Source organism: Pseudohongiella spirulinae (assembly GCF_001444425.1).
GTDB lineage: Bacteria > Pseudomonadota > Gammaproteobacteria > Pseudomonadales > Pseudohongiellaceae > Pseudohongiella > Pseudohongiella spirulinae.
In genome coordinates this window covers 2,954,487-2,975,307 of the sequence record NZ_CP013189.1, presented here as the reverse complement: position 1 = coordinate 2,975,307, position 20,821 = coordinate 2,954,487, and the positions used below count along the sequence as shown (strand labels likewise).

Here is a 20,821-nt window from a genome sequence, read left to right as displayed (position 1 = left end):
AGCCACTTCAGTTGATAAACTTGACGTAGGCTTCGTCGCGAATTTCCAGCAGCCAGTTTTCCAGTTCCAGGTCGAACTTGCGGGCGCGCAAAGCGTTCTGCGCCTGCTGGCGCTGGAAATCGCGGCTCAGATCCTGTTCGCGGCGGCCGGTGACCTCAGCAACGTGCCAGCCAAAGCTGGTCTGGAATGGTTCACTCAACTCACCCACTTCAAGATGCTGCACCTGGGCCGCAAACTCCGGCGGCATGCCGCCGTCACTGACCCAGCCCAGATCGCCCCCGGCGACCACCGACATAGTGTCATCGGAATACTGGCGTGCCAGAATATTGAATTCCTCTCCGTCGCGGATGCGCTGATGGATTTCGTTGATCAACCGCCGCGCCTGTTCCTCAGTGCGGATTTCGTTAGGAGCCACCAGGATATGGCGGGCCTGCGTTTGACTGACCAGGCGATTGGAGTCGCCACGCACATCGGACAATTTGACGATGTGCAGGCCATTGGAGCTGCGCACCGGTTCAGTCACTTCACCGGCCCTCATGTCAGGAACAAATTCGGCAAACAGGCTGGGGAGCTGCTCTGCCTTACGCCAGCCAAGCTCGCCACCGCTGACGGCAAAACCTTGTTGCTGTGCTGATTGCTGAGCAATCATGCGCAATTGTGCAAAGTCGTCACCGGCTGCCGCGCGCTCATATATCTGCTGTGCAAAGTCCTGCTTGGCGGCGGCCAGGCCGGGCGGGTCAGAGGCAGGTATTGGTACCAGTATCTGGTCGACCAGGTAGTCGGGCGACATAGCGGCCCGACCTGCCTCCGAATTCAGATAGTTTTCTATCTCCTGATCAGTGATATTGATGCGACGGTTCACGATGCCGCGCTGAACTTCGTTAATGGCCAGTTCCTTACGGATGCGCTCCCGGGTGCTCAGATATACGCCCTGCGACTCCAGCGCGCTCACATACTGATCAAAACTCATATTGTTGGACTGGGCCAGGTCGGCGATCACCCGGTTCAGGGTGTCATCGTCAAAGCGGATACCGACTCTTTCAGCCATCTGCAGCTGCAGGCTCTCCACAATCAGACTTTCCATCAACTGATTGCGCAGGTCGGCTTCCGGAGGCAGCGGCATACCCGTGTCAGCCGCCCGCTGCCGGATTTCTGCCATGCGCTCGTCAAATTCGCTTTGCAGGATCACACCATCGTCAACGATCGCGATCACCCTGTCGAGCATCTGACGCTCGGCATGCGCCGCAGTGGACAGCAACAGGGTCAGGACCAGGGAAATCAGTCCGGCGCGGCTGCAACGGCTCATGAAATATCGGGTTGTCTTAATCATTAACATCATACTCCTTAAAGCCGGGGATGCTGCGTGTGAGCAGGTTGCTCAGGCCGCCTCCGGTCAGATCGCCCAGTCCCAATAAGGTGAACTGGAAAAAGATGCCGCGATTCTGTCGGCTGTTCTGGTCGAAAAATTCGTATTCGTTAACCCAGTCGCGAGCGACAAGGCGCATGGTAGAGCAACAATTACTGTATTCGACCCCTGCAAAGGTTTCAAGGTTCCGGCTATTGCTGTGATCATAGTTCCAGCGACCGAAAACCCGCCAGTTATCGTTCACTGGCCAGACCACAGACATATCTGTCTGCCGGATAACCGGGTCCAGTAATGGAGGGGCCTGCAGGAAAACATCCGTGCGTTCCCGATATCGATAAGCCAGATTCAGCAGTTTTTCGCCGTTCAGGTTGAAGCGCAGTGCAAAGCTTCCTTCGTCAATATTGCCGTTCTCCTGGTCCCACTGCAGATCGGCGCGTAACTGCCAGTCGGTGGCCAGTTGATACACGCCATCGAGTACCAGGGCTGATCGATCTGTGTCCATGGGCTGCAGCAGAAGCCAGCTTTGCAGGGGACTGTCCAATGACACGCTGCGATCTTCAAAATGGAAAATCTGCCCGGCGCTGAGGCGTGCTCTTTCGCGGCCGTCCTCACTGATAAACCGGGTTGTCACTGCGGCGCTCAGCTGATTGGCGTCCCCGACACGATCCTGCCCACTGAAGCGGTCATAGCGAAACAACTGATTGAAGTTAAAGTTCAGTTGAGCCGTATCGAATGTTGGCAGATGTTGTTGCTCTTGTCTTTCGCTGTACAGGTAATAAAGACGTGGTTCCAGGGTCTGCGTCATCTGCAGGCCATTGGCCGATACCGGTCGCTCAAAGATCAGGCCGCTGTCCAGGCTGAAAACGCCGATGCCGCGATCCGGATTGTCCGGGGTGTCGAGCGCCTGATTGCTTAGCTGCCATTGCGCATAGCGGTAACGTGCGGTTGGCACCACAAAGAAGCCGGGCCGGCGCAGTGGCATACTGATCCAGGGCTCGGCCGAAAAGCGCTCGCCGGTCACCAGGGCGCCCTGATCGACCTGTTGCGCACTCAGAAGCTGGCGGCTCAGTGAGCGATCGAAGCGCACGTGGCTGCTGTCAATGCCGTATTGCAAACCGCTGTCTGTATAAAAATGACCACTCAGGGACAGTTCGGGCAGTCGGTCAAAGGGTTTGTTAATATCAATGGAAGCAACATACTGGTCCAGAATTTCAATGCGCTGTACCCGACTGCCGACCTGCCAGTTGTCGTTCTGCCAGGACAGTATGCCTTCTTTATTCAGGTGCGTGCGGCTTTCCACGTTCAGATCCCGACTGCCCAGGTCCCGAAAATAGTCCGCGTCGCTAACCGCGTTGAAATCGACATAGGTGCGCCAGCCGGCCCCAAGTTGGCCCTCATGTTCAAAGCCGGCAAACCAGCGTTGCGACACAGTCGGCGTATCAGCGCCAGGCACCGAGGCCAGTGCTTCATCATAGGTGTCATCCTTGGGCAGTAAGGCCAGGTTGACTGTGTTCATGGACCAGTCAGCCAGGTATCGGAACTCGCCGCTGAGCATGGCGCCACGCTTGCTGATGATCCGCGGTGTCAGTGTGGCGTCATAATGCGGCGCCAGATCGAAATAGTAAGGCACCGCCAGATCGATGCCGCCATCACGGCTGTTGCTCAGAGACGGAGGCAGTACACCTGAGACTCGCTGATCACCGATGGGGAATTGCAGAGTCCAGGGGTAGTAAAAAAGAGGAATGTCGCTGACCCGCAGAGTGACATCGGTGGCGTAACCGACGCCATTTTCGTTGTCCAGTCGCAGGTTCTGAGCCTGCATGACCCAGAATGGGTCCATGGGTTCGCAGCGACTGAATTGTCCGTTTTCAAGAGTCAGCATGCCGCTGTCGCTGTTGTAGCCCAGGCGCTGGGCGCTGCCATGAATCTGTGTTTCATGCATCACGTAAGCAGCGCTATCAATCTGGTTGTTGCCGTTATCCTGGTCCATAACGGCGCCCTGTCCGGTGACCAGAAAGCCCGGCTCACGAAAAACGACATCGCCGTTCAGGGTCAGAATATTGGTTGTTTCGTCCAGATGCATGCCGTCGCTGGCGATAAGGCTGCGATACCCTTGCTGTACCGTGACGGCACCATCTACATAAAACTGATTGGGCTCTGGCTGGCGAACATTGGTCTGGGTTTCTATCTCGGTGGGGGCCTGATCCGGGTCCAGGTCGATATACTCACCGCTCAGCGGCGGCTCCACAAATAAACCACAGCAGGCGCTGCGCAACTGGTTCAACAGCTCAATGGGCAGTTGATCCCGGCTGACCCAGTCCTGCATGATGCCTTCCTGCTGAGCCCACAGCGGAGCAGCCTGTGCCACTGTCAACAGACCAGTCGCCAGTGCGATCGGTCGAAGCCGTAATGCAACAGCGCGGCGGTGGGCGGGTTTTCGTGACATAGTGGCAGGTGTTCCGGTCGACAATAGAGTAGCAGCGGCGCCCGCATGATAATTCATTGCGGTTTTGATATAAAGCCGGGAGAAACTGGCATAAAGCGGACAATTTATGGAAAACAGCAGGGAATCAGAATTACATCAGCGGCAGCAGGTGCTGCAGGTCTGGGCCAGACAGGCTCTGCGTGAGGCACTGGGTGACGATCCGGGTGCTCTGGAAATGCTTGCGCTGGGTGGCGATGCCAGCTTCCGGCGTTATTTTCGCGCCACGATTCCCGGGCGCAGCGTACTGTTGGTGGATGCGCCGCCACCGCAGGAAGACAATCCGGCGTTTATCCGGGCGGCGGCTGAGTTCCGCGTGGCAGGATTGCACACGCCGGATATTCTGGCGGCCGATGTGGTGCAGGGCTTTATGGTGTTGCAGGACTTTGGTGATCAGTTATATCTGCCGGTTCTGCAGCAGGCCGCCGCGCTTGCTGACATGGCGACAGTTGACACGCTTTATGGTCAGGCGATGAACGCCCTGCTGTTGCTGCAATCGAGCGCCGCGCCGACTCACCTGCCGCCTTATGATCGTCAGCGTCTGGAACAGGAAATGTGCCTGTTTGACCAGTGGTTCTGTGAACAGATGCTGGGCATGTCGCTGAGCACTAATGAGCGCTCCATGCTGACTGAGTTGCGTCATACTCTGTGCGACACGGCTCTGGCGCAGCCGCAGACCCGCGTTCATCGCGACTATCACTCACGCAATCTGATGATCAGGCAGGATGAAGGTGGAAAGTTAATGTCTTCTTCACCTCCGGGCGTGATTGATTTTCAGGACGCGGTGATCGGCGCAGTCACCTACGACCTGGTATCGCTGCTTCGCGACTGTTATATCGTCTGGCCGGAAAGTGACGTGCAGCGCTGGCTGGGCGGGTATCACGCTCAGGCGGTGGATGCCGGCATACTGCCTTCAGACTACTCGCTGGATCAGTTCCGGGTCGATTTTGACCTGATGGGTCTGCAGAGGCACATCAAGGTACTGGGGATTTTCTGTCGCCTGGCGTTGCGCGATGGCAAAAACCGCTACCTGCACGATTTGCCGGTGGTGATGGATTACGTGTGCCGTGTCAGCACGCGTCACCCGGTCATGCAACCCTTTCTGACGTGGTTTGAAACAGGTCCGCTGCCTGCCATGCAGAACAGATTGCGTGAAGCAAGAGTTGTTCTGTCATGAAGGCAATGATTCTGGCAGCCGGCCTGGGGCAGCGGATGCTGCCGTTGACTGAACATACCCCCAAGCCATTGTTACAGGTCGGCGGTCAGAGCCTGATCGAATGGCAGATTCGTCGGCTGGCGGCCGCCGGGATCGACGATATCGTGATTAATCTGCACCATCATGGCTCGCAGATTGAGCAGGCACTGGGGTCTGGTGAGCGTTATGGTGTCAGGCTGGCCTTTTCGCACGAAGCGGAACGGTTGGAAACGGCCGGGGGCATAATCAAGGCGCTGCCGCTGTTGGGGGAGGCTCCCTTTGTGCTCACCAATGCAGACGTCTGGACGGACTATGATTACAGCCGTCTGGCAGAAATAGCGGCGCAGCTGAGTTCCGTTCGACTGGCGCACCTGGTGCTGGTCGCTGATGCGCCTCACAACCCCCGGGGGGATTTTGCTCTGGATTCGCAGGGGCTGCTTCATGCTGATGGCGAGCGCAAACTCACTTATGCAGGCGTCAGCCTGCTGCATCCGGCGCTCTTTACCGGAATGACAGAGGGGTTTCGTCCGCTGGCGCCTTTGCTGCGTCAGGCCATGGATCGGCTGCAGGTTACGGGGGAACATTTTGCCGGGCAGTGGCACGACATCGGCACCCCTGAGCGGCTTCGTGCGCTGGATGAGCGACTTTCCGCAGGCTGACCACGCAATTTATGTCAATTGGCGTTAAAATGCCGCTTTCGAATGATGCGCACCGGCAGGAATGACCCTATGAAAGACTTTCTGATTGCACCCTCAATCCTCTCCGCTGATTTCGCCCGCCTGGGTGATGAAGTGAATAACGTGCTGTCGGCCGGCGCCGATGTGGTTCACTTTGACGTCATGGATAACCATTACGTACCCAATTTGACTATTGGCCCCATGGTCTGCAAGGCGTTGCGTGATTTTGGCGTCACAGCGCCGATTGATGTGCACCTGATGGTCAGTCCGGTTGATCAGATGATCCAGGACTTTGCCAAAGCCGGCGCCAGTATTATCAGTTTTCACCCGGAAGCTTCGCAGCACGTTGATCGCTCCCTGCAATTAATCCGGGATCAGGGTTGCCAGGCCGGGCTGGTGCTGAATCCGGCGACGGGCATTGAATGTCTGGAGTATGTGCTGGATAAGGTGGATCTGATATTGGTGATGTCGGTTAATCCCGGTTTTGGTGGCCAGAAGTTCATTCCCTCAGCACTCAAGAAACTGGCGCAATTGCGCAATATCATTGATGAGAGTGGCTACGATATTCGACTGGAAGTAGACGGTGGCGTCACTGTTGACAATATTGCCGAGATCGCCCGCGCCGGCGCTGACATGTTTGTTGCTGGCTCAGCCATTTTTAACAGCCCTGATTATCGGGCAACCATCAGCGCGATGCGTGAACAGCTATCGCGGGCGGTTTGAGAACAGGGAGAGCAGTATGAGCAGCACGCAAGAATCGGCAGCACAGGTCTCAGCCCGGCATATCAGCGCAGAGCAGTTTGCGGAATTGGCTGCACGGGGATTCAATCGCATTCCGGTCGTGCGTGAGGTGCTGGCTGATTTTGAGACGCCGCTGAGTACCTATTTGAAATTGGCGGGTGGCAAGTACTCTTATCTGTTTGAGTCTGTGCAGGGTGGAGAGAAATGGGGGCGTTACTCCATGATAGGTCTGCCCTGCCGCACGGTGATCAAGGTCAGGGGCAATCAGGTGTGTGTGGAGACCGATGGCCAATTGATCAGTGAGGAGAGTCACCCTGATCCTTTTGTATTCGTTGAGGCGTTCCAGAAAACCTTTAACGTGGCGCCTTTACTGGATGTGCCCGGTTTTGGCGGGGGACTGGTCGGCTACTTCAGCTATGACACAGTACGCTATGTTGAGCCGGGTCTGGGCTCGGCACCGGGCAAAGATGAGATCGGTACGCCAGAGATTGTGCTGATGGTGTCAGAAGAGGTGGTCGTGTTTGACAACCTGCGCGGCACAATCGCGTTGGTTTGTAATGCCGACCCCGCTCAGGATGATGCCTTCGACAAAGTACAGCAACGCCTTAACGAGCTGGAGGCAGCACTGGCCCGCCCCTTGAGTCAGCCCCTGATTGAACAGCAGACCGGTGACGACAATACCTCGCAGGAACAGGATTTCACCTCCAGCTTTCAGCAGGCGCCGTTCGAAAGTGCCGTCAACCGGATCAAGGACTATATCCTGGCCGGCGATGTGATGCAGGTGGTGCTGGCGCAGCGCATGTCCGTGCCGTTTGCCGGTGACCCGATCAACGCCTATCGCGCACTGCGATACCTTAATCCTTCGCCTTATATGGTGTTCTTCAACATGGAAGATCATCACATTGTTAGTGCCTCACCTGAAATACTGGCGCGCGTGGAAGATGGATTGATTACCGTCCGCCCTCTGGCCGGTACCCGCAAGCGCGGCACCACAGAAGAGGAAGACCTGGCGCTTGAGCAGGAACTGCTGGCCGACGCCAAAGAAATTGCCGAACACCTGATGCTGATAGACCTGAGTCGCAACGACTCCGGTCGCGTCTCAAAAACAGGCAGTGTTACAGTGCCGCGCAAAATGTTTGTAGAGCGCTACTCACATGTTATGCACATCGCTTCCATAGTGGAAAGTCAGATGCGCGAAGACAAAACCGCACTCGACGTGCTCAAGGCAACCCTGCCGGTCGGCACACTGAGCGGGGCACCCAAAGTGCGTGCCATGGAAATCATCGATGAACTCGAGCCAGTCAAGCGTGGCGTTTACGGTGGCGCCATGGGTTACATCGGCTGGAACGGCAACATGGATATGGCGATTGCCATCCGCACGGCGGTGATCAAGGATCAGACGCTGTATGTGCAGGCCGGTGCGGGCGTGGTAGCGGATTCTGTGCCGCGTTCAGAGTGGGAAGAAACCATGAACAAGGCGCGCGCCATCTTCCGCGCCGTCGCACTTGCGGAGCGCGGCCTGCGGCTGTGAATCTGGCACTCCTGCAGGGCACTGGGGGCAGATATTTTTTCTCAGGAGCGTCGAGCGCCAGGGAAGGCGCGAGTCGAGCCCTACATGGACGTATTCACGGGCGCCTCCTGAGAAAAACATATCAGCCCCCAGTGCCCGGGCTACAGCGTTCTGCTCACAGCCGCAGGCCGCGCTCCGCAAGTCCTAGTATGAGCGGGGTTGCTGCAGCACTTTTTCGGCGATGAAGTTTTTGATCATCTCCTGGCTGACCGGTGCAATGCGCGGGATCAGCACTTCCCGGAACAGCCGTTCCACGTCGTACTCTTTGGCGTAACCCATGCCGCCGTGAGTTAGCACGGCGCGTTCGCAGGCTTTGAAGGCGGCTTCGGCGGCCAGGTACTTGGCGCTGTTGGCCTGCACGCCGCAGGGCAGGTCGGCGTCGTACAGACTGGCGGCGTTGAGGGTCATCAGCCAGGCGGCTTCCAGGGCCATCCAGCATTCGGCCAGCGGGTGGGCGATGGCCTGGTTCTGACCGATGGGGCGGTCGAACACCACGCGTTCACGAGCATAGCGCGCTGCTTTGTCGATGGCGCACTGGCCAATGCCGACGGCTTCGGCCGCTACCAGGATGCGTTCCGGATTCAGGCCGTGCAGCAGGCAGCGCCAGCCGTCACCTTCCTCGCCGATGCGATTTTCCTCGGGCACAATCAGGTTGTCGATAAACAGAGCGTTTGAATCCACCGCAGCTCGGCCCATTTTGGGAATGCGCCGCACTTCAATGTGCTCGCGGTCCAGAGCTGTGTAAAAAAGGGTCAGGCCATCGGTGGGCTTTTTGCACTCCGCCAGGGGCGTAGTCCGGGTGATCAGCATAATGTGGGTGGCGGTCTGGGCAGTGGTGGTCCACATTTTGCGACCGTTGATCACATAGTGATCGCCTTGTCGTCGGGCCCGGGTTTCCAGTGCTGTGGTGTTGAGCCCGGCATCAGGTTCGGTGACACCGAAGCAGGTGCGCTCAGTGCCATTGATCAGCGGTGGCAGAAAGCGCTGCTTTTGTTCCTCGCTGCCAAACACCACAATCGGGTGCGGACCGAACAGATTCATATGAATCGCAGAGGCGCCACTCATGCCTGCACCTGAGCGAGTGATGCGATGGGCAAGCAAGGCGGCTTCTGTGATGCCCAGTCCGGCACCCCCATAAGTCTCTGGCATGGCTATTCCCAGCCAGCCGGCTTTGGTGATGGCTGACACGAATTCTTCAGGAAAGCGGGCGTCGGCATCACACTGGCGCCAGTAACTGGCGTCAAAGCGGCTGCAGAGTTGGTCGACGGCGGCCACAATGGCCTGCTGCTGCTCGGTCAGTGTGAATTGCATGATCGCGGCATCCTTTCAGAAAATCCCAGTTATACCATTCTCAGCGACTTATGCCAGCCTTAGAAGCGCCGACGAAAATCAGGTATCATAGCGGCCTTTCATTGGCACACCGATCACAGGACTGTCGCCGCTATGAGCAGTAACGACAAAAACACCCCACGCCGCGCGCCATCCGTGCCCAGCGGCAGCAAGTTCCGGAGCGAGCATGGTTTTTCGGCCATCAAGGATGGTGTTAAAAAGTCTGCCAGCCCGGTCGAGCCAGCGCCGGTGCAGCGAAAGCCGCAGTGGCTGCGGGCCCGAGTGCCGGGTGGTGAGCGTTTTGAAGCGGTTAAACAGAATGTGCGTGAGCATCGCCTGAGCACCGTCTGTGAGGAATCACACTGCCCCAATATGGGCGAATGCTGGAACAATGGCACGGCAACCATCATGGTGATGGGCTCGGTGTGCACCCGGGCCTGCAAATTCTGCGCAGTGGATACCGGTAACCCCAATGGCTGGCTGGACAAGGATGAACCGGCGCACGTTGCCGAGTCGGTTGAGTTGATGGGGCTGCGTTACATCGTGCTGACCTCGGTCGACCGGGATGATTTGGACGATGGTGGTGCGGCGCATTATGCGGCCTGCGTGCAGGCGATCAAACAACGCACACCGCAGGTGACTGTGGAAGCGCTGACGCCGGATTTCAGTGGTGATATGGATGCCGTGGCGAAGGTGGTGGATTCAGGTCTGGAGGTGTTCGCGCAGAACGTCGAGACGGTGGAGCGATTGACCCATCCTGTTCGTGATCCGCGTGCGGGTTACAAGCAGACTCTGGATGTGCTCGCTTTTGCCAAGCAGCACCGCCCGCAGGTGCTGACCAAAACCAGTCTGATGCTGGGCCTGGGTGAGACGGATGATGAAATCCTGAAGACCATGGATGAATTGCGCGAGATCGGTGTGGATATTCTGACTCTGGGGCAGTATCTGCAGCCGACCCGCAATCACCTGCCGGTCGTGCGTTTTGTGACACCGGAAGAATTTCGACGGTATCGTGAGATTGGTCTGGAAAAAGGTTTCATGGAGGTTGCCTCCGGACCGCTGGTGCGTTCCAGTTACCGGGCCGACAGAGTGTTTGAGAAAAACAATCTGGGCATTCCGCTGCCTGATGTGCCCGATGTTGCTGCTCCGCTCAACGCGGACCGCATACCGCTCAGGCCGGTGTCGTAGCCGCCTTGATGATGATCTGATTGCGGCCGGCGTGCTTGGCTTCATAGAGCGCGTCGTCTGCTCGCTTAATCGTAGCGTCAATGTGCTCGCCGTTCAGATATTCCGTTACACCCTGGGATACGGTAATCTTTTCACCGTCGGGTAATTCCGCAAAATGTGCGTCTGCTATTGTCTGGCAGATTCGCTGAGCGAACATTGTTGCGGTCTCCAGAGAAGACTCCGGCAATATCATAATGAATTCTTCCCCCCCAAAACGACCCACAAAATCGCCCTTGCGCATACTGCGAGTCAGAATTGCGCCGACCTTACGCAGCACCGCATCCCCGACATCGTGACCCCAAGTGTCGTTGACCCGCTTAAAATAATCGATATCCAGCATGCTGATGCAGAGCTGTTGTCTGTCTGTGCTGCGCCTGTCTATGCGAGAGGTTTCCTGAGCCAGTTGTTCCATAAGTGAGCGCCGGTTGGGCAGGTCAGTGAGCGGGTCGCGGCAGACAAGATCATTGAGTCGCAGGTTCTGTTCGCGGAGCGTGTTCCGAAGCCCGGCGATATAGCTGGTCAGGTAGGAAATGGTCACCAGCACAGCCGTGTAGGCAAACACCAGAATGGTTTCGATGCGCCAGTCGATGCGCTCTGGGGCCCAGACGCTGAGTGCAATCAATAGCAGCAGATAACTGCCCACGATCACCAGGCTGAGCATCAGCATGCCTGTTCGTGACAGGGCAAACATACCGAACACCAGTCCGCTGGTGGCCGTCAGCAGGAAGGCTGTACGTACCTGGGGCTCGGTGACAAAAAACATCACCAGTATGGCTGGCCAGAGGGGAGCAACGATTTGCGCGGCGGTCATGCTGGGGTCGGTAAAACGTAGATTCCTGCCTGTCCTGATCAGTGTTACAAAGCTGGCAGAGGTGAGCGCGATGGCGACCATGTAGATGAGTACGGGCGTCAGAGGCAGCATCTCGAACAGATAAAGTCCAAAGACCACCAGCGCTGTACTGACCTGAAAGGCCACTCCCCATAATGTCCGCCGCAAACGCAATTGTTGCGCTTTTGTCTGCTGATCTTGCTCAGTCACGTATCGAACCTGTTGCGTTGTTGTTATGTTATAGTTCAAAAACTATCAGGACGTGCGGGTTTGACAGTGCGCTTCACGAAAAAATTCATGTCATCAATGATGCTGTTGCAACTGTTGATGACCTCAGTGGTATCGGCACAATCCGGCAATACTACAGAAATTTCCTACCCGCGGGTAGCGGCTGATGTCACCTTTGCCCAGGTCCAGTCCCTGTCTGCCTCACGCCCCGCCCGGCAGATTGCCTATGGTGATGATGCATTGCAGTTCGGGGAGTTGTGGTTGCCGGCGACGTCTGCTGCAGACGATGCGCCACTCGTGGTATTCATTCATGGCGGCTGCTGGCTGAATGCCTACGATATTGGGCACACACATGCGCTCAGCACGGCATTGGCGCAACAGGGGTTTGCGGTGTGGTCACTGGAGTATCGGCGCACAGGTGATCAGGGGGGCGGTTGGCCTGGCACCTTGCAGGACATCAGGGCGGGCCTGTTGGCTATCGACGATCTGTCTGCTTTTGGAGTGGATGCCAGCCGGGTAGTTCTGGCAGGGCATTCCGCTGGTGGCCATCTCGCTTTGCTCGCGGCCGGTGACCAGCCCTTTAAAGCCGTTATCGGACTGGCAGCCATTACCGATGTTATCGAATACGCAGCAGGCAGCAACAGCTGCCAGACCGCCACCAGCCAATTTATGGGCAGTCAGCCAGAAGAACAGGCCGACGAATGGCGGGCTGCCAATCCGGTGCAGCAGAGACTGCATCCGCGCACTTTGCTACTGGCCGGTGATGCTGACGCCATAGTGCCGCTCTCGCAGGCACAGGTTGCAGGAATCAGTACACTGATTCAGCCTGGCGCAGGTCATTTCGACTGGGTACATCCGGGCACGCCGGCATTTAATCTTTTTGTGCAGATGGTCCGGAACGCCTTGAGTCAATGAACACGCCCACTGCGCAACAACTGGATGCGGAAGATCCGCTGGCCGCTAAACGTGATGATTTTCTGCTGCCGGAACAGGGGGTTTATCTGGACGGCAACTCACTGGGCTGCCTGACCCGGCAAGCCAGGCAAAGAGCTCGCGAGGTGGTTGAGCAGCAGTGGGGACAGGATCTGATCAAAAGCTGGAACAGCCATGGCTGGATCGATCTGCCGACACGCTGTGGCGAAAAAATTGCGCCACTGATCGGTGCGGCACCCGGCCAGGTCATCTGCTGTGACTCTATTTCTGTCAACCTGTTCAAGATCGTCAGCGCAGCGCTAAAACTCAGAGCCGGCCGTCGCACTGTGCTGTCGACTGTCAGCAATTTTCCGACTGACCTTTACACGGTGCAGGGGCTTCAGGCCCTGCTGGGTGAGCAGCAATGCCGACTGCAGTTGTGCGCTGACACCGAACTGGAGTCGGCGCTGGGCGATGACGTTGCGGTGCTGCTGATGTCGCATGTGGATTTCCGTACCGGGTATGTGAACGACATGCAGCATTTGACGGCAATGGCACATCAGCTGGGAGCACTGGTGATCTGGGATCTGGCTCATAGTGCCGGTGCCATGCCGGTGATGCTGGATGACTGTCGGGCAGATTTTGCCGTTGGCTGTGGCTACAAATATCTCAATGGCGGCCCCGGCGCGCCGGCATTTATTTATGCTGCAAAACGACATCAGGCTGGTTTGCAGCAGCCTTTGAGTGGCTGGATGGGACACCGGGCGCCGTTTGATTTCGACACGCATTATGCGCCAGCCGCGGGTATGCAGCAGTTTCTGAGCGGAACACCAGCAGTGCTGTCCATGAGCGTGCTGGAAGCCGCCCTGGATGTATTCCGGGGCATAGATCTTTCAGTGTTGCGCAGCAAGTCGCTGGCGCTGACTGATTTGTTTATCAGACAGGTCCGGGCACGTCCTGCCCTTGCTGACCTGCAGCTGATATCTCCGATTGAACATGAGTATCGAGGCTCGCAGCTGGCCTGGCGTCATCCTGATGCATGGGCCATCAGCCAGGCGCTGATCGCCCGTGGCATTATCGGGGACTTTCGCGCCCCGGATATTGTGCGTTTCGGTTTCAGTCCTCTCTATCTCAGATATCAGGATGTTGAGCGCAGTGTCGATGTACTGGAAGATATTGTCTGCACTGGCATGTACAGGCAGTCACAGTTTCAGCTCAGGAAGAAGGTGACCTAGCGGTGAATTTGCGCCGGTAGTGGGCCGTTTGCCAGCCGATGGCAATACCGCCTATCACGCCCGGTGCTACCCACAAAACAACACTCAGACCACTGAAGCTGTTATTCAGCCATGGCTCGAACAGATTGGAGCCACCAAATACAAAGAAAGCCGTGTAAGCACCGATACCTGAGCCAATCAGAGCGCCCAGATGCTCTGTCCACCACTCTTTGGGAAAGCTCAGCTGCTTTTTGAAGATGTAATGCAGGAATCCACCACCCAGCCAGGTTTCCAGTGCACCAAATATCAGTAGCAGCGGATCAGCCCTGATCGCGCCCAGGGCTATCAGCGTGATACCGACCATCAGCAGCGCCGTACACAGCAACACATGTGCCGGGCGCCTTAAAACGTCGCGCTGCTCTTTACAGTTGATCGTCAACCAGCCATGTCGAGTGGTGGTGATGACCAGCACACTGAGTGACCAGAGGAAAAGAGCGGTATCGCGTATGGTGCTGATACGCTGGTTCAGTTGTTCTGTGCTCAGTTCCACCGATGCCGGATGGGTAATCAGGGGAGCGAGCAGGTCCAGCGAGGCCATGACAAGCCCCGAAAAGCCAACTGTGTACATGATGCCCGCAAACCATCGCCCGACTCGTCGGTGATTCAGAGAGCCCTTGCGTGCAAAGACGGGTATCCAGAACAGCAGCAATCCGGCAGCACCTGCCAGCACATGCAGATAAAAAGCGCTTTGATGAATTATCACCATAATATTGCCTCCCGGCGTCCGGAGTTAACTGTATGCTGCAACCAGGCGCAGTGCAATGGCAGTGCCATAAGCCATGCGAACGGGTATGACTTCAGGCCTATGCCTTGGTCACCTTCAGGTGTCATAATGGGCGGCAACAGAAACATGCTTAACAGGACTTTGCATGACTGATGAGACAAAAATTCGGGTCATGATTGCCGAAGACCAGAACCTGGTCCGTCTGGGCATTTGCAGTTTGCTGGAGTTGAGCGAGCGCATCGAGGTGGTCGGACAGGTCGAAGACGGCAGTCAGGTTCTCGATGGTATTCGGGAGTACAAGCCGGATGTCTTGCTGATCGATATACGCATGCCCAAAATGACCGGTATCGATGCATTAAAGGCTATGAGCGAGGCGGGTTGCTCAGTGCCCAGTATTATCCTGACAACCTTTGATGACAGCCAGTTGGTGCTGGAAGGTATTCAGGCCGGCGCCAAGGGCTATCTGCTCAAAGATGTTTCTCTAGGCAGTCTGGTGGATGCGATTGAAACCGTTCATGCGGGCCGGACGCTGGTGCAGCCGGCTATCACTGAGCGGATTCTCAAAGGACTTTCCTCCATGGAACCGCGCTTTGATAACTCCATTGAGCCCGATACGCTGAGTGAAAAAGAAATTGAAGTTCTGCGTCTGATGGCGGGTGGCTTCAGTAACCGCGAAATCTCCCGCACCATTCACAAATCCGAAGGTACCGTGAAAAACCAGGTGTCCTCCATCCTGGAAAAGCTGGGTGTGCGTGACCGTACACAGGCTGTTTTGCGTGCCATCAATCTCGGCCTGCTTTAGACCTCTATCTCAAGCAGACAGTGACTTAAAGGCCGCCAGCGCGTCTTCGCGCGAAGTTTTCAGGTCGACAACAGGTTCAGGGTAGTCCCGGCCGAGCACTATACCGGCCTGCTGCAGCACGTTGGCAGGTGCTGCAAAGGGTGCGTGGATGTATTTGTCAGGCAGTGTTGCCAGTTCCGGCACAAAGCGCCGGATGTATTCCGCTTGCCGGTCAAACTTCTCACTTTGCGTGACCGGATTGAAAACCCTGAAGTACGGTGCTGCATCGGCTCCGCAGCCGGCAATCCACTGCCAGCTGGTGCTGTTGCTGGCCAGATCGGCGTCGACCAGGCAGTCCCAGAACCAGGCTTCGCCGTGGTGCCAATGCTGGCGCAGATTTTTAACCAGAAACGAACCCACCACCATCCGCACCCGGTTATGCATGTAACCGGTCTGCCACAACTCCCGCATGCCGGCATCAACCAGCGGGTAACCGGTCTGTCCCCGTTGCCAGGCCCTTAAGGCCTCTTTATCCTGCTGCCACGGGAAGTTGGCAAATTTTTGCTGAATCGGCTGTTCGGGTAAATCAGGGTTGTGATACAGCAGTGAGTAGGAAAACTCCCGCCAGCCCAGCTCGCTGAGAAAGGTATCCAGCTGTTTGTCCTGATTTTGCGCCAGCGCACTGGCGCAGGCCTGATGCCAGACCTGACGTGGAGAAATCTCACCAAAATGCAAATAGGGAGACAGGCGTGAAACATTGGGGCGCGCAGGGAAATTCCGCCCCTCTTTGTAGTCATCCAGCCCAGTCTCCAGAAATTCCGACAGCCTGGTCTGCGCAGCGTCTTCCCCGGGCTGCCAGGTCTCACGCATTGTGCTATCCCAGGGAATGCTCGGCAACAGCGAGAGTGCCGCGATACCATCCGGGCCTTGCAGATCAGCCAATCTGTGGCCGAGGAACTCTTCGTCGGGGAGCGTCCGGCAATTCATGCTCGCCGGTTTACCCGATGGCTGCGGTGGTTCCCCCGCCCGCTTGCAGCCCTTGCGATAAAAGGGGGTAAATACTTTATAGGGTGTGTTGTCTTCTTTCAGGACCTGCCAGGGCTCCCAAAGCAGTGAGGCATTGAAACTGCGTACTGTGATGCCCTGATCCTGCAGGGCGGTTTTGAGTTGACTGTCGCGTTTAATACGCCAGGGCTCATAGCAGCGGTTCCAGACTACCTGAGCCACGCCCAGCTGTCTGGCCAGAACCGGCAGAATCTCCAGGGCATCACCTGACAGAACCAGCAATTTATGATTCAAAGAATCGGACAGGGTCTGCAGCGAGTGATGTAACCACCAGCGGCTGGCGCCGCCCATCCGCCAGTCTGCGGCATGGACATCATCAAGAATGTAAACCGGTATGATATGACCTTGCTGACAGGCCGCCTGAAGGGCCGGATTGTCGCTCAAGCGCAGATCCTGACGAAACCATACCAGGCTGGTTGCAGAGCTTTCTGAATTCGGGCTGTTGATAAGCAGACTCCTTTTGGTGTGCAGTTCAGATGGTTTTTCTACGTGGAGCAACTCATCTCAGTTCATGCCAGCGCGCCGGAATTCTGCTATCTTGGCATCACTTCATATGCAAAAAAAACACAAGAGGACTAATTGTGAAAATATGGGTGGACGCTGATGCCTGTCCCGTGGTGATCAGGGAAATCCTGTTTCGCGCCGCGGAGCGCACTGCCACGCCAACCTGTCTGGTGTCCAATCACGGTCTGTCCATACCGCCATCAAAGCACGTGACAGCCATCCGGGTGGAAAGCGGTTTTGATGTAGCTGACAATCTGATTGCGGCACGCGTGGAAGCGGGCGACCTGGTCATTACCAGTGATATTCCCCTGGCCGATGAGGTCATCACTAAAGGCGCGCAGGCGCTGAGTGTGCGCGGCGAACTGTATACTGCAAACAATATAAAATCGCGCTTGAACATGCGTGATTTTATGGAAACCATGCGCAGCTCTGGCATTCAGAGCGGCGGCGCGGCACCACTGAATCAGACGGATCGTATGAATTTTGCTAACGCACTGGACAGGATTCTGACCCGATCGGCGCTGGAGATCAGGTCATGAGCACCGCTCCGCCCAACAGTATAAGAAGTATTCTGCACAGGCATCTGACGCCGGAAGCATGGCCCGAACAGGGCATGTCACCCACCAATATCGTAGTCAGTATTCTGATATTGATCGGAGCCATGTCGGCAGTGCTTGATACGGAACCGACACTCACCGAGCGATTTTCCGGCATTTTTTTTGTCATCGAACTGGTTCTGTTTGTATGTTTTTTTACGGAGTATCTGGCGCGGGTCTACGCGGCTGGTGAGGAAGAACGCTATCAAGGGCTGCTTGGCCGGTTAAGGTACTGTGTCAGTTTCTGGGCGATCATTGATCTTTTGGCTTTGCTGCCGTTTTTGTTGACCATCGGTGCCAGCAATGCCTTCATGCTGCGCTTTTTCAGACTGCTGCGCCTGTTGCGTCTGGCGCGTTTGGGGCGGTTCAGCGAAGCCATTAACGCGGTGCTGGCGGCGGTCAGGGAGCGGCGTTATGAATTAATGTTGAGCCTGGGAGCTGCTGGTATGTTGCTGGTAGGTTCAGCGTCCCTGCTTTACCTGGTGGAAGCGGACAATCAGCCAGAGGCATTTGGCAGTATTCCCCGCGCGTTGTGGTGGAGTATTGCCACGCTGACAACTGTGGGATATGGCGATGTCACACCGGTGACGGCGCTGGGGAAATTTTTTGCCGGCATTACGGCGATTGCTGGCATCGGCCTGATAGCCATGCCAACCGGCGTTCTGGCGGCCGCTTTCAGTGACGCCTTCCAGAGACGCAAAGAAGAGCTTGATGAATTGCAGAATTTAGAAGACTAAACTCGAAGACACAGAGATTTTTTATGACTGTTGTAAGTACCCGGCCGAGTAAAATACCTGCCGTGAACCTGCTGTCACCGCGCCACCAGGATAGCTGGACCCATACCCGCGGCGGCGATCCGCGTGGTTTTATCGATGCCGATGCGCTGAAAGAGCTGTGGATACACACCGGCACCGCCTGCAACCTGGCCTGCCCATTCTGCCTGGAAGGCTCCAAACCCGGCGACACGCGCATTCCTGCCATGACACTGGATTTGCTCAAGCCGTTTTTCCAGGAAGCGGTGGATATGGGTGTGCAGCAGTTCTCTTTTACCGGCGGCGAACCCTTTGTCATCAGGGAATTCGTCAGCATTCTGGATTACGCCAGCCAGCACAGACCCTGCTTCGTGTTAACTAACGGCACCCGCGTGGTGATGCAGCGTAAACATCAGATACTGCCGCTGCTGGACAACCCGCACCCCATTCATTTTCGTGTCAGTCTGGATTACCCCGATGCGGTCCGGCATGATGCCGGTCGTGGCGAGGGCAGTTTTGCCGAGTCGCTGGACTGTATCCGCTGGATGCACGAAAGCGGTTTCAAGGTCTCGATTGCCCGCCAGACCGATCCGGGTGAGGACCCTCAGTCCGTCGAAGAGCAGTTCCGGGTGATATTCCGGGCGCACGGCATTCCAGACAGTCTGCTGTTTACCTCCTTCCCCGATCTGGGCACTCCCGGCTCCGAAGATGGCAGCCCGGAAGTCACGGAAAACTGCATGGAGAAATACCCCACCCGCGACAGCCGCGCGCACTTTATGTGTACCTACACCCGCATGCTGATCAACACCGACCGCGGCGTGCGCGTCTACGCCTGCACCCTGGTGGATGATGATCCAGACTACGATCTGGGCGCCACCCTGCGCGAGAGCATGGACACCCGCATCATGTTGCGTCATCCGCGCTGCTTCAGTTGTTACCGGTTTGGAGCGAGTTGCAGCGCGCCGGGTTGATGAATCCATTCATAATAGGTAATTTGGCCTATTGTCAGCCCGCTCCGGACGGCTATACTCCAAGAACAATCAAAATAAGCAGAGGCAGACCGTATGACCTTGTTGACCCAGACCCATCGTAAATTCCTGCATGCAGCCATTTGTGGCTCGGCTTTAGTGGCTGCGAGTCTGAGCAGTGCCAACGACTTTGAAGTTCCGCGGACTTCCTGGGGTGTGCCCGATGTGCAGGGCATGTGGGACTACTCCTCCCGCACCGGCATGGAGCGTTCTCCGGTCTTTGAAGGGGCGTTGGTGATAACACCAGAGCGTATGGCCGAGCTGGTGCCCAACTTTGAACAATGGGCGGCAGCGCTGGAAGCCACCGGTGCGGAAGCGCCCGGCCCTGATAATGTGGGCGCCTACAACAGCTTCTGGATTGATATCCGTGATGGTCTGGGCAGCGTCGACGGCGAGCTGCGAACGTCATTCATCATTTACCCCGAAGATGGTCGCATACCGTGGCGTGAAGACGGCCGTGCCAAGCGCAATGAGCAGCGGGCCCGTATGAGTTATGATCATATCGAAAGAAATGCAGGTCCGGAGGGATTTCCGCTGTCTGAGCGTTGCCTGATCAGTTTCTCCAGTGTCATCCCGTTTACGCCATCGCTGTACAACAACAATATGCAGATTGTGCAGTCACCCACGCACGTGGTGATTATGGCTGAAATGGTTAATGATGCCCGCATCGTGGCCATTGACTCCGAGTTTTCCGAGAACATGCTTCCAAAATGGCATGGCAACTCCATCGGTTATTACGAAGGCGATGAGCTGGTGGTTGTTACCCGAGGTTTTAATCCACTGCAGGTATCAAGAGGCGGCGGTTATACGTCCGAGAACGCGACGATTACAGAACGTTTCCGGATCAGTCGTGAAAACGTACTGAACTACAAGTTCACCATTGATGACCCGGATCTGTATCTGGAGCCCTGGACCGGAGAGCTCGAAATGAAGCAGAGTGAGGGTATTTATGAATACGCCTGCCACGAAGGCAACTACGCCATGCCGGGCATTCTGGCCGGGGCACGGCTGGAGGAAGCGGCGCAGGCAGAGTGAGGGGGTTGGGCCCTGTGCCGGGTGCGTCACATCTCCCGCAATGAATTATAAGCCTTGCTGAGCGCGATGTTTTCATCGCGCTCACCTTTTTGCAGGTCTGCAAACAGGGCTTTGACATCGTCGATATCACAGCGCTCCACCAGATGGGCGAGCAGGCTGGCCACATAGTCATCAGCGCGTTGCCCCATCTCATAGACCTGTAAGGCATCCATCGCGGCATTTGCATCTTCGGCCAGTTTGCCCAGAAATTCATCCGGGTCTGAGGGGAAGGGGATCTGAATCCAGGTTTTTAATACTTTGTAGGGCGCATTCTCTTCATAGCGCTCCAGTGTGTCAGCCAGCTTTTTTTCCCGACTGGTCAGAAATTCCAGCAGCATTCTGGCAAAGGCGTTATCGGCCTGTGCCGCCAGCTCACCATAGAATTCCGACAGGTGCTCATGAAAGCTGATCAGTTCATCCAGCACATGGGCGGCGTTCTCAAAGCTTTGCTGATGGCTCATGAGGCA

At 56.5% G+C, this 20,821-nt stretch carries 19 protein-coding genes; 12 read left to right on the top strand and 7 right to left on the bottom strand.

What is annotated here, in order from left to right; all coding sequences use genetic code 11:
* Positions 1-7 precede the first annotated feature (7 nt).
* Positions 8-1,330 carry a peptidylprolyl isomerase gene (locus PS2015_RS13730; RefSeq protein WP_058022763.1) on the bottom strand — a complete coding sequence of 441 codons (1,323 nt, stop codon included), beginning with the start codon at positions 1,328-1,330 and terminating at the stop codon, positions 8-10.
* Positions 1,323-3,812: an LPS-assembly protein LptD gene (locus PS2015_RS13725; protein WP_058022762.1), complete on the bottom strand. Its 2,490-nt coding sequence runs from the start codon at positions 3,810-3,812 to the stop codon at positions 1,323-1,325. Before PS2015_RS13725 ends, PS2015_RS13730 begins: the two co-directional genes overlap by 8 nt.
* A 106-nt stretch (positions 3,813-3,918) precedes the next feature.
* On the opposite strand from PS2015_RS13725, the gene PS2015_RS13720 reads away from it, so the two are divergent.
* The 4 genes from PS2015_RS13720 (at position 3,919) to trpE (ending at position 7,992) form a co-directional block, all read left to right on the top strand.
* Positions 3,919-5,025, top strand: coding sequence for an aminoglycoside phosphotransferase family protein (locus tag PS2015_RS13720; RefSeq protein WP_058022761.1), 1,107 nt, complete (start codon positions 3,919-3,921; stop codon positions 5,023-5,025).
* On the top strand, positions 5,022-5,702 hold the full coding sequence (gene murU / locus PS2015_RS13715) for an N-acetylmuramate alpha-1-phosphate uridylyltransferase MurU (protein ID WP_058022760.1): 681 nt from the start codon (positions 5,022-5,024) through the stop codon (positions 5,700-5,702). Before PS2015_RS13720 ends, murU begins: the two co-directional genes overlap by 4 nt.
* A gap of 69 nt (positions 5,703-5,771) precedes the next feature.
* Positions 5,772-6,443 (top strand): ribulose-phosphate 3-epimerase, encoded by a 672-nt coding sequence (gene rpe / locus PS2015_RS13710; RefSeq protein ID WP_058022759.1) that lies wholly within the window; start codon positions 5,772-5,774, stop codon positions 6,441-6,443.
* A 61-nt stretch (positions 6,444-6,504) separates the two neighbouring features.
* Positions 6,505-7,992, top strand: a complete 1,488-nt coding sequence (gene trpE / locus PS2015_RS13705; RefSeq protein ID WP_058023385.1) for an anthranilate synthase component I — start codon at positions 6,505-6,507, stop codon at positions 7,990-7,992.
* 183 nt (positions 7,993-8,175) lie between these two features.
* On the opposite strand, the gene PS2015_RS13700 is transcribed toward trpE, so the two are convergent.
* On the bottom strand, positions 8,176-9,342 hold the full coding sequence (locus tag PS2015_RS13700; protein WP_058022758.1) for an acyl-CoA dehydrogenase family protein: 1,167 nt from the start codon (positions 9,340-9,342) through the stop codon (positions 8,176-8,178).
* Positions 9,343-9,474: 132 nt separating this feature from the next.
* Here PS2015_RS13700 and lipA point away from each other — a divergent pair, with 132 nt between their 5' ends.
* Positions 9,475-10,548 (top strand): lipoyl synthase, encoded by a 1,074-nt coding sequence (gene lipA / locus PS2015_RS13695; protein WP_058022757.1) that lies wholly within the window; start codon positions 9,475-9,477, stop codon positions 10,546-10,548.
* Here the strand turns inward: lipA and PS2015_RS13690 are convergent.
* Positions 10,532-11,626 carry a GGDEF domain-containing protein gene (locus PS2015_RS13690; RefSeq protein ID WP_058022756.1) on the bottom strand — a complete coding sequence of 365 codons (1,095 nt, stop codon included), beginning with the start codon at positions 11,624-11,626 and terminating at the stop codon, positions 10,532-10,534. The genes lipA and PS2015_RS13690 overlap by 17 nt on opposite strands.
* Before the next feature lie 87 nt (positions 11,627-11,713).
* On the opposite strand from PS2015_RS13690, the gene PS2015_RS13685 reads away from it, so the two are divergent.
* A complete protein-coding gene (locus PS2015_RS13685; protein ID WP_156412750.1) occupies positions 11,714-12,559 on the top strand; it encodes an alpha/beta hydrolase in 846 nt (281 codons plus the stop codon).
* Positions 12,556-13,791 (top strand): kynureninase, encoded by a 1,236-nt coding sequence (kynU, locus tag PS2015_RS13680; protein WP_058022754.1) that lies wholly within the window; start codon positions 12,556-12,558, stop codon positions 13,789-13,791. The genes PS2015_RS13685 and kynU overlap by 4 nt, the downstream gene beginning before the upstream one ends.
* Here the strand turns inward: kynU and PS2015_RS13675 are convergent.
* Positions 13,772-14,536 (bottom strand): DUF2306 domain-containing protein, encoded by a 765-nt coding sequence (locus tag PS2015_RS13675; RefSeq protein ID WP_058022753.1) that lies wholly within the window; start codon positions 14,534-14,536, stop codon positions 13,772-13,774. The genes kynU and PS2015_RS13675 overlap by 20 nt on opposite strands.
* Before the next feature lie 163 nt (positions 14,537-14,699).
* Between PS2015_RS13675 and PS2015_RS13670 the strand changes: the two genes are divergently transcribed.
* Positions 14,700-15,356, top strand: a complete 657-nt coding sequence (locus PS2015_RS13670) for a response regulator (RefSeq protein ID WP_058022752.1) — start codon at positions 14,700-14,702, stop codon at positions 15,354-15,356.
* 9 nt (positions 15,357-15,365) lie between these two features.
* Here PS2015_RS13670 and PS2015_RS13665 read toward each other — a convergent pair whose 3' ends face one another.
* The gene (locus PS2015_RS13665; protein ID WP_335338240.1) at positions 15,366-16,898 is read right to left on the bottom strand and encodes a cryptochrome/photolyase family protein; all 1,533 of its coding nucleotides are present in this window, start codon (positions 16,896-16,898) and stop codon (positions 15,366-15,368) included.
* Between the two features lie 83 nt (positions 16,899-16,981).
* Here PS2015_RS13665 and PS2015_RS13660 point away from each other — a divergent pair, with 83 nt between their 5' ends.
* The 4 genes from PS2015_RS13660 to PS2015_RS13645 all read left to right on the top strand — a co-directional run bounded on the left by PS2015_RS13660 (position 16,982) and on the right by PS2015_RS13645 (position 20,315).
* Complete coding sequence (locus PS2015_RS13660) at positions 16,982-17,443, top strand: YaiI/YqxD family protein (protein WP_058022751.1); 462 nt, start codon at positions 16,982-16,984, stop codon at positions 17,441-17,443.
* Entirely contained in the window at positions 17,440-18,237 is a 798-nt protein-coding gene (locus PS2015_RS13655; protein ID WP_058022750.1) for a potassium channel family protein, read from the top strand. Before PS2015_RS13660 ends, PS2015_RS13655 begins: the two co-directional genes overlap by 4 nt.
* 23 nt (positions 18,238-18,260) lie before the next feature.
* Positions 18,261-19,223, top strand: coding sequence for a radical SAM protein (locus tag PS2015_RS13650; RefSeq protein ID WP_058022749.1), 963 nt, complete (start codon positions 18,261-18,263; stop codon positions 19,221-19,223).
* 93 nt (positions 19,224-19,316) lie between these two features.
* Positions 19,317-20,315, top strand: coding sequence for a hypothetical protein (locus PS2015_RS13645; protein WP_058022748.1), 999 nt, complete (start codon positions 19,317-19,319; stop codon positions 20,313-20,315).
* Between the two features lie 26 nt (positions 20,316-20,341).
* Here the strand turns inward: PS2015_RS13645 and PS2015_RS13640 are convergent, their stop codons facing one another.
* Positions 20,342-20,815, bottom strand: a complete 474-nt coding sequence (locus PS2015_RS13640) for a hypothetical protein (RefSeq protein WP_058022747.1) — start codon at positions 20,813-20,815, stop codon at positions 20,342-20,344.
* Positions 20,816-20,821: the final 6 nt, after the last annotated feature.